Annotated in this window: 11 protein-coding genes; 7 read left to right on the top strand and 4 right to left on the bottom strand. The window is 71.6% G+C overall.

Going from position 1 to position 12,827, the window contains the following annotated elements; all coding sequences use genetic code 11:
• Positions 1-439: 439 nt before the first annotated feature.
• From ACZOOI_RS43510 to ACZOOI_RS43500, 3 genes are all read left to right on the top strand, one after another.
• Positions 440-1,543 carry a hypothetical protein gene (locus ACZOOI_RS43510; RefSeq protein WP_465282343.1) on the top strand — a complete coding sequence of 368 codons (1,104 nt, stop codon included), beginning with the start codon at positions 440-442 and terminating at the stop codon, positions 1,541-1,543.
• Between the two features lie 399 nt (positions 1,544-1,942).
• Positions 1,943-2,512 (top strand): ArsR/SmtB family transcription factor, encoded by a 570-nt coding sequence (locus ACZOOI_RS43505; RefSeq protein WP_465282342.1) that lies wholly within the window; start codon positions 1,943-1,945, stop codon positions 2,510-2,512.
• A complete protein-coding gene (locus ACZOOI_RS43500) occupies positions 2,509-3,804 on the top strand; it encodes an MFS transporter (protein ID WP_465282341.1) in 1,296 nt (431 codons plus the stop codon). Before ACZOOI_RS43505 ends, ACZOOI_RS43500 begins: the two co-directional genes overlap by 4 nt.
• Positions 3,805-3,888: 84 nt before the next feature.
• On the opposite strand, the gene ACZOOI_RS43495 is transcribed toward ACZOOI_RS43500, so the two are convergent.
• Positions 3,889-4,977, bottom strand: a complete 1,089-nt coding sequence (locus ACZOOI_RS43495) for a DUF8189 domain-containing protein (protein WP_465282340.1) — start codon at positions 4,975-4,977, stop codon at positions 3,889-3,891.
• 333 nt (positions 4,978-5,310) lie between these two features.
• On the opposite strand from ACZOOI_RS43495, the gene ACZOOI_RS43490 reads away from it, so the two are divergent.
• The 3 genes from ACZOOI_RS43490 (at position 5,311) to ACZOOI_RS43480 (ending at position 10,162) form a co-directional block, all read left to right on the top strand.
• Complete coding sequence (locus ACZOOI_RS43490) at positions 5,311-7,908, top strand: ATP-binding protein (RefSeq protein ID WP_465282339.1); 2,598 nt, start codon at positions 5,311-5,313, stop codon at positions 7,906-7,908.
• Between the two features lie 158 nt (positions 7,909-8,066).
• Positions 8,067-9,110, top strand: a complete 1,044-nt coding sequence (locus ACZOOI_RS43485) for a hypothetical protein (RefSeq protein ID WP_465282338.1) — start codon at positions 8,067-8,069, stop codon at positions 9,108-9,110.
• Between the two features lie 41 nt (positions 9,111-9,151).
• Positions 9,152-10,162: a TauD/TfdA family dioxygenase gene (locus ACZOOI_RS43480; RefSeq protein ID WP_465282337.1), complete on the top strand. Its 1,011-nt coding sequence runs from the start codon at positions 9,152-9,154 to the stop codon at positions 10,160-10,162.
• Positions 10,163-10,322: 160 nt separating this feature from the next.
• Here ACZOOI_RS43480 and ACZOOI_RS43475 read toward each other — a convergent pair whose 3' ends face one another.
• Together ACZOOI_RS43475 and ACZOOI_RS43470 are read right to left on the bottom strand one after the other, a co-directional pair.
• On the bottom strand, positions 10,323-10,928 hold the full coding sequence (locus tag ACZOOI_RS43475; protein ID WP_465282336.1) for a dihydrofolate reductase family protein: 606 nt from the start codon (positions 10,926-10,928) through the stop codon (positions 10,323-10,325).
• Entirely contained in the window at positions 10,898-11,338 is a 441-nt protein-coding gene (locus ACZOOI_RS43470) for a hypothetical protein (RefSeq protein WP_465282335.1), read from the bottom strand. Before ACZOOI_RS43470 ends, ACZOOI_RS43475 begins: the two co-directional genes overlap by 31 nt.
• A 39-nt stretch (positions 11,339-11,377) precedes the next feature.
• Between ACZOOI_RS43470 and ACZOOI_RS43465 the strand changes: the two genes are divergently transcribed.
• A complete protein-coding gene (locus ACZOOI_RS43465) occupies positions 11,378-11,590 on the top strand; it encodes a MerR family DNA-binding protein (protein ID WP_465282334.1) in 213 nt (70 codons plus the stop codon).
• A 137-nt stretch (positions 11,591-11,727) separates the two neighbouring features.
• Here the strand turns inward: ACZOOI_RS43465 and ACZOOI_RS43460 are convergent, their stop codons facing one another.
• The gene (locus ACZOOI_RS43460; RefSeq protein WP_465282333.1) at positions 11,728-12,795 is read right to left on the bottom strand and encodes a phosphotransferase enzyme family protein; all 1,068 of its coding nucleotides are present in this window, start codon (positions 12,793-12,795) and stop codon (positions 11,728-11,730) included.
• Between the last annotated feature and the right edge of the window lie 32 nt (positions 12,796-12,827).

The following is a 12,827-nucleotide window of genomic DNA, read 5'->3' as shown; positions in this document are numbered from 1 at the left end:
GGCGCGACGTTCTCCGCCCATGCCGGATTCGACCGCGCCACGTTCTGCGCCGACACCGTGTTCCGCGGCGCGACTTTTTCCGCCGACGCCGCGTTCGGCGGCACGACATTCTCTGCCCAAGCCGTGTTCGACCGCGCCACGTTCTCCGCCGACGCCGTGTTCGACCGCGCGACATTCTCCGCCGACGCCGTCTTCCGCGGCGCGAGCTTCTTCGCCCACGCCAGATTCGACCGCGCCACGTTCTCCGCCGACACCGTGTTCCGCGGCGCGACGTTCTCCGCCCACGCCGTGTTCGACCGTGCCACGTTCTCGGCCCACGCCGTGTTCGACCGCGCGACGTTCTCCGCCGACACCGTGTTCGACGGCGCGACGTTCTCCGCCCACGCCGCCTTCCGCGGCGCGACGTTCCAGTCCGCGGCGATGCTGGGGCCTCTGGCGTGTGCGGGGACTCTCGACCTGTCCGGGGGCGGTCTTCGCCGCGCCGGTGGTGATCGAGGTCGCCGCGACAACGGTGCGGTGCACCCGAACCCGCTGGGACGCCACCGCGACCTTGCGCCTTCGACATTCCGCCCTGGACCTGTCCGAAGCGATCGTCACCCAACCGATCGCCGTCGCCGCCCACCCCACCCGCTTCAACACCCGGACCGGTGCGGTCCTCGCCGAAGGATCACCAGCCGGACCGGTTCGGGTCGTCTCACTGCGCGGGGTCGACGCCGCTCACCTGGTCCTGACCGACGCGGACCTGTCCGGCTGCGTGTTCACCGGGGCGTTCCACCTCGACCAACTCCGCCTCACCGGCCGCACCGTCTTCGCTGCACCGCCTGCCGCCACGCACTGGCGGTACGGCGTCCCCTGGCGGTGGACCCGTCGCCGCGTCCTCGCCGAGGAGCACCACTGGCGCGCCACCCGCACTCCACCCGCCAACCCGGCCACACCCACCACCCGCGACTGGACCCCGGGCCCCCACCATCCCGACCCCGACCAAACCCCCGGACCCGACGACCTCGCCCCCGTCTACCGCGACCTACGCAAAGCGTTCGAGGACGGCAGAAACGAACCCGGCGCCGCCGACTTCTACTACGGCGAGATGGAGATGCGCCGCCACGACCACCACGACACCCCCCAAGCGGAACGCGCCCTGATCACCGCCTACTGGGCCCTGTCCGGCTACGGACTACGCGCCACCCGCGCACTCACCTGGCTCGGCCTGGCCATGACCGCCACGGTGATCGCGATGATGCTCTGGGGCCTGCCCACCAGCGACCCCAAACCGTTGACCACCGGCATCCAGGCCGCACCCGGGCAACCCGTACGGCTCGTCACCGACAACCCCGACCCGGTCCTGACCGGCTCACCTCATCAGCGACTGACCGCCAAGCGAGCTGGGAAGGCGACGCGAGTCGTCCTGAACTCCGTGGTCTTCCGCTCCTCCGGCCAAAACCTCACCGCCACGGGCACCTACATCGAGATGACGTCCCGCTTCCTCGAACCCGTCCTTCTGGGCCTCGCAGCCCTAGCCATTCGAGGCCGCGTCAAACGCTGAACCCCGCAGACATTTGACCGTGGTGGGAGCTCCGGGCCTGATGGCCGACCGGTGTGACACGTGCACCGCCGGGCACTTCGGGTCGCGCGAACCGCGCGCCCGCCCCAAGCTCCAAGCCTGCCTGGCACGTCCGTTGTCGTGGCGCTTCCGCGTCCTGACCGCCGAGTCCGGCGCGGCCCTCACCACCACCGGAGCGCGCCCCACCCGAAGACCGGGAGCGTGGCCACGACCCGAACCCGCACACCGTCCCCGCACCCCGGAAACCCTGCCCCTGCCACCCTGTTCGAAGGCGGGGAGGCCACACGCCGCGCCGAGGCGTCCCGCGTCGAGGGGCAGCGAATTTCGGTACCGCACGAAACCCCCTTGCTCAATGGTCAAGAATCGTTGACCATTGACCGCATGCCTGCCGACGATCTTCCCGAGACGCTTCACGTCACCACCGCCGCGCAGCTGCGCGCCGTCTCCAATCTCACGCGCCATCGGATCATGGCCGTGCTCCGCTTCGAGCCCGCGACGATCACGCAGATCGCCGAGCGAGTGGGCCTTGCCAAAGGGAGTTCCAGCTACCACGTGCGGCTGCTGGAACGGGCCGGCCTGGTGAAGGTGGTACGGACGCGGAAGGTGCGGGGGGTCACCGAGCGGTACTACGCGATGGCCGCCCGGTCGATCGTGCTGCCTGATCCGGGTGAGGGAGGGCCGGATGTGCTGATGCGGCATGCGGTGGCGGACCTGGAGGCCGCGCCGGTCGACGGCGAGCGGCACGTACGGATGGCGCATCTGCGGCTCACCGACGAGCAGTTCGCGGAGCTGGGGGCACGGCTGCAGGCATTGGCGGACGAGTACCGGGAGCTGTCCGATCCGTCGCTGCCGGACGCGTCACTCGTCTTCGCCCTGTTCCACCCGGCACCGCGCGGGCAGGCCGAACCCGAGAAGGCCGAACCCGAGCAGACCGAGGGGGACGCCAAGTGACCTCGGACATCCGGAAGTTGCCGACCGGGTTCGGACGGCTGTGGACCGCGCAGACGGTGTCCTCGCTCGGTGACGGGGTGACGCATGCCGCACTGCCGCTGCTCGCGTTGGCGTTGACGCGGGATCCGATGGCGCTCGCCCTCGTCACGGCCGCCGGCACGCTGCCCTGGCTGCTCTTCGGGGTGCTCGGCGGAGCCCTCGTGGATCGCTGGGACCGCCGGCGCACGATGTGGGTCGCGGACGCGGCGCGTGCGGTGCTGCTCGCGATACCGGCGGCGGCGGCCGCGCTCGACGTCCTGAGCATTCCGCTGCTCGCGGCCGTCGCCTTCCTCCTCGGCCTCGGCGGACTCTTCTTCGACACGGCCGCCACGGCCTATCTGCCGGATCTGCTCGGCCGCGACCCCGTGCTCCTGGAGCGCGCCAACTCCCGCCTGCGCGGCACCCAGACCGCCGCGTCCGGCTTCGCGGGACCACCCGCGGGCAGTGCGCTGCTCGCGCTCGGGCGGGCGGTCCCGCTGCTCGCCGACGCGGTCTCGTTCGCGCTCTCCGCGCTGCTCGTACGGTCGCTGCCCGCCGCACCCAGGCCCGTACCGCAGGCTCGTGAGTCGCTGCTGCGGCAGGCGCGGGCCGGCGCCTCGCACGTCTTCCGGGACCGGCTGCTGCTCGGACTCGCGCTGCGCCCGGCCGTCGGGAACATCGCCTTCGTCGCCCTGGAGACCGTACTCGCCCTCTTCGCGCACGACCGGCTCGGCATCGACACCTTCGGCTTCGGCCTGCTCCTCACGGCGGAGGCCACCGGCGGCCTCCTCGGCGCGGCCATCGCCTCCCGCCTCGGCCGACTACTGGGCACCGGCACCGCGCTGACCTGCACGGCCGCCGTCGAGGGCCTCGCCGTCCTCGGCCTTGCCGCCGCCCCGAACCCGAACGTCGCCGGCCTCGCGCTCGCCGTCTGCGGAGCGGGCATGGGCGCCACGATGGTGCTCGGCCCCTCCCTCCGGCAGGCGATCGTTCCCGCCCACCTGATGGGCCGCGTCGCCTCCACCTCCCGCATGCTCGCCATGTGCGCCGCCCCGTTCGGCGCCTTCCTCGGCGGCTGGCTGGCCACCGCATACGACGTACGCACCCCGCTCTACGCCGCCGCCGGCCTCCTCCTCGCCATGACCGCCGTCACGGCGACCATGACCGGCAACCGCCGCGTCGAGGCGGCGCTGCGTGCCGCTGCCGCGACCGGCGGCCCGGGCCACCCGGAATCCGAGGATCCCGTTCGGGCGGCTGCACCCCAATCGTTGTGACGCTCTCACGCGGCGCTGCTCCGCGGGTGGTGTCCCGGTTTCACGGCACACCCACCCGCGGAACTCGGATGACGCGCGGTGCGGTTACTGCACCGGGTAGAAGTGGTTCGGGACGACCACGCCTCGCCACCCGTGCCAGGTTCCCTTCCAGCGGTTGGTCAGGAACTCCTTGGTGTGACCCGGGACGAACAGGTCCAGCGTCCCCACCTGGTGGCTCACCACGATCGGGGTCGCCTGGCGGTAGAGCCCGGCCGTGGAGTTGTTGGGCTTGGGAAGCTTCTCCCAGTTCCAGCCCTCCTGGTCGCGGTACCAGGCGTTCCACACGTGGCCGTCCACGCCCATCGCGAAGATCTCCTCGGCCCACCAGCCCCAGTTCACCGCGGTGGGTGCGCCGGCCAGCTGCACCGGCTGGTTGCCGACTCGCTGCCAGGTCTCCCAACTGGACGGTGTCGACTGGCGTCCCTGCGTGCGGTACAGATAGCCGTCCGCCCCGCGCGCGTACAGCCGCATCACGTTGATCTCGGGGGCGGCCCCCGCGCAGGCCGAGGTGAACTCGACCGGACCCGGGCGCGTGAACCCCCAGCCGGACGAGGAGAACGTCGACTCGTTCCAGGTCGCGGTCCAGAACTGCTTGTCGGTGCCGCGGACCGCGTAGTGCAGCAGATGGTCCGCGGACGACCACACGGCCGGCATCGAGGTGTTGTCCGGCGGGCTGTGCGGTCCGTTCCAGCCGGTCACGCCCTGCTGGTAGTCGCGCCAGTGGTGCCAGGTCGCCGAGTCGAGGCCGCGCGCGAAGACGTCTATGCGTTGGCGGTTCTTCCACAGCGTCGCTCCGGGAGCGGAGGTCAGCGCTCCGCCCAGGGCCTCTTCGTGGACCGTGGCGAAGCCGGGCGTCCAGTCCATCGCCACGAGCTGGTCCGCGCCGCCCTGGAACCAGCCGCCCACCTTGAAGATCCGGAACCAGCCGATGCTCGGGCCGCCCGGGCGCACCGCGACGCCCATGTAGGAACTGTCGAGCGCGAACGCGTTGTTGACCAGCGCCTCGTCGGACTCGACGGGCGGTTCGACGGCTTCGATGTCCAGCCGCGGCGCGGGCCGCTGAACCCGACGGTCCGGTTCGGACGGCGGTTCTCCGCTACGGCCGACGACCGCCGGGGACTCCACTTCGGTCATTTCTCCCCCACATTCATATTCCCGTTGTGTCCTGCCTTGCAGTGCCTGTCGCCGCCTCGCGTCGTGACCGGCCCGCGGGCCGCGGGCCGCCGTGGATCGAAGGCCGTCGCCGCCGCTCCCCTCGGCGAGGTGCCGACACGATCCGTTCTACGGGCGTTGACCGGTGGTCGGCATCGGTGGTCGCCACCTATGTTGGGGAGCGTGGCCACCTAGGCCGTGTCCGGTGGATTTTGGTGGATGAGGTCGCGTCGTCCGGTGCCGTGACCGCCGTGGACGGCACGCATCGAGGCGACAACGGATCGGCAGCGGGGCAGGCTGTCGGTTGGGGGCGCCATGCTGGAACGCGACCGGGAAATGGCCGAGTTACTCGCGGCGAGCGACGACGCCGGGCACGGGCGGGGCTCGGTAGTACTGGTGTTCGGCGAGGCCGGGATCGGCAAGACCAGCCTGATCCGAGCATTCACGCAAGCCGTCCGAGCGGACGTGCGCGTCCTCGTCGGCGCCTGCGACGACCTGATGGCGCCGCGCGCGCTCGGCGCGTTGCGCGATGCCGCCGCGGGCACCGGCGGCCCTTTGGAGCGGACTCTCACCCAAGGGGCGGCGGGCGAGGCCGTGTTCGCCGCGATCTCCGCGGAAATGTCGCAGGCGGGCCCGATCGTGCTGGTCGTCGAGGACGTGCACTGGGCCGACGACGCCACTCTGGACGCCCTCACCTATCTGGCCGGACGCGTCGACGACCTCGGCACGGTCCTGGTCCTCACCTTCCGCGACGACGAGTTGGGTACCCGGCATCCGCTGCAGAGGCTGCTCGGCGCCCTCACCCGCGCCCGGGTGCGCAGACTCCCCCTGCGACCGCTGTCCCCGAACGCCGTCGCCCGACTCGCCGCCGGATCCGGACGCGATCCGCGGACCCTGCACGCCGTCACCTGCGGCAACCCGTTCTACGTCACCGAGGTCCTCGCCGACACCCCCGGGGAGGTGCCGGAGACCGTCGCGGACGCCGTGCTGGCCCGGGTGCGTGTCCTCGACGAGGACTGCCGCACCGCGCTGGAGCAGTTGTCCGTGGTGCCCACCCACGTCGGCCTGCGCCTCGCCGAGGAACTGCTCGGCGACCGGCTCGACGCCCTGGCCGAGGCGGAACGGCGCGGCATCGTCGAAGTACGGCCCGAGGGGCTGGCGTTCCGGCACGAGCTCGCCCGTCGCGCGATCGAGGGCAGCCTGCCCGCCCTGCGCCGCCGTACCCTCGACCGTGCCGTGGTGCGCGCCCTGCTCGCCCGGCGGGAACCGGACCGGGACCGGCTCCTGCACCACGCGGTCCGCTCCGACGACGCCGAGACCATCGCGGCCCACGCCCCGGCCGCCGCCCGGGAGGCGGCGCGCGTCGGCTCGCACCGGCAGGCGCTGACGCACTTCGAGGCCGCGCTGCGCCACCCCGATCGCTTCACCGCCGCAGACCGCGCGGGCCTGATGGACGACTACGCCTGGGAGCTGTACAACGCCCACCGCTTCGCCTCGGCGGTACGCGCGGGCCAGGAGGCGGTGCGCCGGTACGAACCGCTGGAGGACCCGGCGGCATTCGGCCGGGCCCTGGTCCGGCTCTCGCGCCACCACTACATGGCCGGGGAGACCGACGCCGCCGAGGACGCCGTGTCCCGGGCGGTCCGCGTCCTGGCCCCGCTCGGCCGCACCCCGGCGCTGGCATCGGCACTCACCCACCAAGGCGCGCTGCTCGCGCTGACCGGCCACAGCCAACGCGCCGTCGGCGTCCTCGACCAGGCCCGGCGGCTCGCCGGTGAACACGGCTGCTCGGATCTGATCTCGTTGTGCCTGAACTACCTCGGGGTGGCCCGGGCGGACCTGGGCGAACCGGCCTCCGCGCTGCGCTGCGTCCGCGAGAGCCTCGCCACCGCCCTGCACGACGGGTCCCACGAGAGTGCCGCCCGCGCCTATACCAACCTCGCCGAACTGCTCTACCGCTTCGACGACTTGGCCGATCTGGACCGGTGCGTCGACGAGGGCTTGGCGTTCACGCGCGAATGCGGCTTCTGGTCGCACGCCTACAACCTGGACGTGCACCGTTGCCTGGCCCTGATGCGACGCGGCGAGACCGCGTCCGCCGAGCAGGCGCTGCGGGCGCTCGTGGAGGGCGTCGACGACCCGGGGATGCTCTACGTCTACAGCGTCCCGCCGTATGCGCGGCTCCTTGCCCGCCGTGGCGACGCCGGCGCCGAGAAACCGCTGCTTCAGGCGTGGCATCGCGCGTTGCGCCAGCGCTCCCTGCCCGGGCTCGCCTACGCCGGCATCGCCTACGCCGAATGGGCCTGGCTCGCCCGCCGGCCGGAAGCCGCCGGCGTCGTCCGCGACGTGCTGCTGCCGTGTCTGGACCGGCCCGGCAGGGAATCCTTCCGGGCCGAACTCCTGTGGCATCTGGCCCGATCCGGGCCCGCGGCCGAGCCGTTCGAGGGCTGCCCGGAGCCGTACGCGGCGAGCCTGCGCGGCGACTGGCGAACTGCCGCGCAGGGCTTCGCCGCCGCCGGGGCACCCTACGAACAGGCCATGGAGCTCGCCGAGTCCGGGGAACTCGACCCGACCCTGACAGCGCTGGGCATACTGGACGGACTCGGCGCCTCGGCCGCGGCCGACCTGGTCCGCGCCCGCCTGCGCGCCCTCGGACTGCGCCGCGTGCCCCGCGGCCCCGTACCCGCCACCCGCACCCATCCGGCGGGACTGACCACCCGCCAATCGCACGTCCTCGAGTTGCTCGCCGAAGGCCGCACGAACGCCGAGATCGCCCGGCACCTGGTGTTGTCGGTGCGGACCGTGGAACATCACGTCGCGGCGATCCTCGACAAACTGGGCGCGACGTCCCGCCGCGAGGCCACCGAAACCGCCCGCGCCGCCGGCCTGTTGGACCCGCGCCCACGAACATGACGCAGCCGATCGGGTTGCCGGGGCCTCAGGAACGGTCTTGCGGTTCAGGGTTTCGTGTGGGGTGTTCTTGGCGAACGTCAGCCATGGGCATATCGCCGGTTGCCGGTCATCCTGCTGTCGCTGTTTTCCGTGAGCCCCGAGGCGGGCGCTCCGTCCCGGTGCTGGGCACGCGGGTCGATGCCGAGGCGCAGCGCACCGCGCGCGTGCTGGCCGGTCTGGCGACCCATGCCAGACCTGTCGAGCGGACCGTCGCGCTGCGGCATGCCGCCGCGGCTGCCGGTGAGTTGGTGGCCGCGCTGTCGGTTCTGGCTCCGGCCGTGGCCGGCGAGGAACTGCCGGCGGAGTCGACGAGTCAGTCGTACTTCCGGGTCCGTGAAGGGGAGCTGTCGGATCAGCAAGCCGCCCTGCACGGTGTCCTGGTCGTCCAGCGCGGTCTGGAAGACCTGTGTGAGGCCCCGCTGTCGGGTGCCGACCTGGCGCTGGAGGCGGCCGGGATGCGGCAGTCGGTGCTCGACCTGACCGGCGCGGTGCCGAGCGCCGACCCCGACTCCGTACCGCCGCCGGCCGTCCCCGAGCCTGCCGCGGCGGCCTCGTTGGAGAGTGTGTGGAGTGCTCGGTGGCTCATCGGGCACCAGGTCCATGTCCTGTTCAACGTCTGCGCCGCGGTCGCCGTGGCCGACGCCACCCGCCACCTCCGGCACGGCGACGGCGATGCCGCCCTGCTGCGGCTGGCGGACGCGACGGTGTACGTGCGGGGCTTCCCGGCGGCCATGACCCACGCCAGTACGGTCCCGGCCGATTACTACATGGCGGCGATCCGGCACACCATGGCGCCGCCGTCGGTGGACGTCCCGTTGAGCGGGCGCCAACATCGCGGATACAAGCTGTTCCGGGCGGCGATGAAGGACCTGCTGTCCGCGGTTCCCGACTCCTACGAGCAGTTGGCGGCCCGCGCCCCGGAGTTGGCCGAGGTACGGGGCGCTCTCCTGGAGGCCGACATCGTGGACGGTGAACGGCACGTCACCCTCGCGTACTCGATGGTGCATCTGCATCGTTCCATCGCCCAGAAACCGGAAGGCCCCGACAACGCCGTCGCCGAACTACGGCACATGCGCCATCGCCGCGCAGCCCGGTACGCCTCCCTGATCCGTTTCGGGGACCACTACGTCGCCGACGCCGTGGCCGGCCTGCGCCACTCGTGAGTCCGCATGTCCGCCGCCCCCACCTTCGGCAGGAGACCCCGATGCCCGAGACCACGCCCGACACCACCCGAGGCTCTGCCGTCGCCGCCGACTGGGCACTCGACCCGGCCGATGCCGGCGCGTGCGAGCAGTTGGCCCGCACCCTGTGCGCCGGCGGGCACGAGCGCGTCGACGACCCCGAGTGGGTGGCCCGGGCCCGGGACGCCTGGGAGGACCTTCCGTCCCCGTTGCGCCGTGGGGTGCGCCGCTTCCGAAGGCACTCCGGCCCACACGGCACATTGGTGATCGGCGGCCTGCCCGTCGATCAGGCGGCCCTGCCCGCGACACCGTCCGTACCGGGCTCGGTCCAGCGCCGGGCCACCGTCTCGGCCGCGGTGCTCACCATGGTGGCCTGCGGGCTCGGCGAGCCTCTCGCCTACCGGGCCGAGAAATCCGGTGCCCTCGTGCAGGACGTCGTGCCCGTGCCCGGGCAGGAGAGCTTCCACGGCAACGCCGGATCGGTGCCGCTGTCCTTCCACACCGAGAACGGCTTCCACCCCCACCCACCCGACTATGTGATCTTCCTGTGCCTGCGCGCCGACCACGACCGGATCGCCGGCATGCGCGTCGCAGGCATCCGCCAAGCGCTGCCGCTTCTCACCCCGGCCGGCCGCCAGGCCCTGTTCGCACCGGAGTTCATCACCACACCACCACCTTCCTTCGGCGCCGACGCCGCCGCGGGTGAGCCCGCCGTCAAGCCCCGACCGGTGCTGTCGGGAGCGGCCGAGGATCCCGACATACGGATGGCCCAACTCGTCACCACCCCGCTCACCCCTCGGGCCACCGCGGCACTGATCGAATTCGGCCGCGCCTGCGAGGCGACCGCCCGCACCCTGCGCCTGGCACCCGGCGACCTGGTCGTCATCGACAACCGCGTCACCGTCCATGGCCGCACCGCCTTCCACTCCCGTTACGACGGAGCAGACCGCTGGCTGCAACGCACCTACGTCACCACCGACCTGCGCCGCTCCCGCGACCACCGCCCCCACGACGGCCACGTACTCGCCCGCTGACCGGCGTCCGGTCCACTCCGAACAGGGGCCGAACCTGCCTCGCGGCAGGAACGGCTCGACCAACTCCCGTTCCTCATCGCTCAGTTCACGTCATGCCACTCCAGTGCTCCATCAGTTCGCGGACAGCATCGATCACAACTCCTACAGGCCCTGGCTCTCGCTAGTAGCTGTCGTAGCGGGGCTTGCCGTTCGGCCGGTAGATGCCGAGGACGGTGCCGCCCTTCGTCGTCGAGACGCTGACCGGCTCCAGCGCGGTGGGGATGGCTCCGTCGGCGAACAGCCGCTTGCCGGTGCCGATGATCACCGGGTGAATGGTCAGCCGGTACTCGTCGACGAGGTCGTGCCGCATGAGGGTTTGGGCGAGGTCGCCGCTGCCGACGACGTTGATGTTGCCGCCCTCGGACCCCTTCAACGTGCGCACGGCATCGACGATGTCGCCCTCCAGCAGCGTGGAGTTCCGCCATTCGACGGACGTCAGGGTCCGGGACGCCACGTACTTGTGCATGCTGTTCATCCGCTCGGTGAACGGGTTGTCGGGATCGGCGGTCGGCCAGTACGACGCGAAGATCTCGTACGTCTTGCGGCCGAGCAGCATCGCGTCGGAGTGCTGGTACCAACCGGCGATAGCCGCGCCGACCTCGTCGTCGGACACCGATTTCTGCCAGCCGCCGTGCTCGAAGCCGCTCTCCGCGTCCTCGTCCGGACCGCCCGGCGCCTGCATGACGCCGTCCAGCGTCAGGAACGTGCAAACGATGATCTTGCGCATGGTGTGCTCCCTTTGTCGTTGATGGGTAGACCCCGCAACCGCCGAAAAATCATCGGTGAACCTACCTCCGTGGCCCAGCACCACGGCGTCTCACCGCGTGTCGGATCCGACATCCGTCCGACGTCAACCGCGAGATTGGTCCCCACGCGGCAGGAATCGCCGACGCCTGCGGCGGAGACCTCGTCAGGGCGCGATGGGATCGTCCACGCATGGACCACAGAGATGATGCGGCTGCCGGAGGTGATGCCGAGCATGCCGTCATCGCGCACTACCGCTTGGGCGGGGACGGCTTCGGTGAGCCGGATGAGCGGGCTGCGGTTCGGCGAGTCGAGCGCGCCCTCGGCACCCTGGTCGAACATGCCGGCGTCGGCGAACTCGACGGCAACGAGTTCGGCGGTGGCGAAACGCATCGGCATCCCGTTGTTCGACCTCCGAGAGCGTTCGCCGACGTGCCGCTCGACCGTCCGCCCAGTCACCAGGAGTGGCAGCGCGCCTCGCGTGGCTGGCGGCGTCGGCTGGAGGAGCGTCGGCAGACCATCGAACGACTCGAGGCCGAGCTCACCGGGTGTATCGGCTGCGGATGTCTCTCGATGAAGGCATGCGCTCTGCTGAACCCCGGCGACGCGCTCGCCGGGGATGGTGTCGGGCCCCGACGACTCTGAGTGACGAACTGTCGCAACAGCGGCGGCCGTTGCCACCCCGGACCGGGGCGACGCCGACACGCGGCACGCCTCGGTCGATCACCGACGACGGCGACCCACATCCCGTCCGAGGTGGATGTCGGGCCCGGCTGCACGAGCTACCTGGTGAATCGAGGTCGTCTCGTCGATGTCCCGAGGGCGTCCTCGATGTCGGGCAGAGCTTCGAGGAGGCGGCGGGTCATCTGCCACCTGCGATGCCAATAGCCGTCGAGGTCGGCCTGGTGGACCGGGTCGGGGCGTTCGTAGTGCTCGCGGACGCCGAAGAACGACTGCATGGCCTGGAGCAGGGCCATGCGCGCGCAGGCGACGACCTGCTCGGCGGGCAGTTCGGGGTTCTCGGAGCGGTATGCGGCGACCGTGGTCAGCGCCGTGGCGGGCCAATCGTCGCCGGTGGCCACGGTCAGGGGATCGAACGCGATCCGGCCGAGTTCCCAGGCCGGTGGGGCGATGCGGTCGTGGAAGTCGATGACGGCCGCGATCGTGTCGTCGGGCGCGACGAGTACGTTCGGGCGGGTGAAGTCGTAGTGCACCGGCTGCACCACCACCCGAGGCAGGCCCGCGGTCAGGCCCGGAGCGTGGGTCGCCAGGTCCGCGCGGCGGGTCGCGACCTGCTCGCGCCGCGCGGCGTCGGCCTGCGTTCGCGGCTCGCCGATCCGGCGCAGGACACCGTCCGCGATCTCCAGGGCACGCCCGGGGTCGCGGTCCCACCACAGCGGCCGGACAGGGACCAGCCGTCGCGCCGACGGGTGGTCCGCGAAGACGCGATGCAAATGCCCGAGCGTCAGGCCGAGGTTCTCGGCGAGGCGGCGGGTCCACGGGTGAGCGGAGGGAGTCGCGGTCACGAACTCCCAGACGGACAGGGCCGGTCCCGGCCCCGGCGAGATCACCCGGCCGACGTGGTCGGGGATCACGGCGGCGGTGGGAACGCCGTGGGCGTGGGCGTGACGCGTCGACTCCACACGCACGATCTGCCGCCCGAGGTCCTGACCCGATCGATACACCTTGACGAAGAAGCGGCAGTCATCCGCCGAGTGGGCCATGAAGTTGTCGGTCTCCACGCCGAACGGAATGCGCTCGACGGCGGTCACACGCAGACCGTATGCGTGAGCGAGCCTGCCCGCCACGGCGTCCTCGACTCGACCGGCGGCATCATCGCGCTCTGTCACCGCCGAAGAATAGCGGCCGACTATCCCTTGAA

This window comes from Embleya sp. L77, from assembly GCF_055557415.1.
The sequence above is the reverse complement of the archived record's forward strand: the minus strand, read 5'-3'. Positions and strand labels throughout refer to the sequence as shown.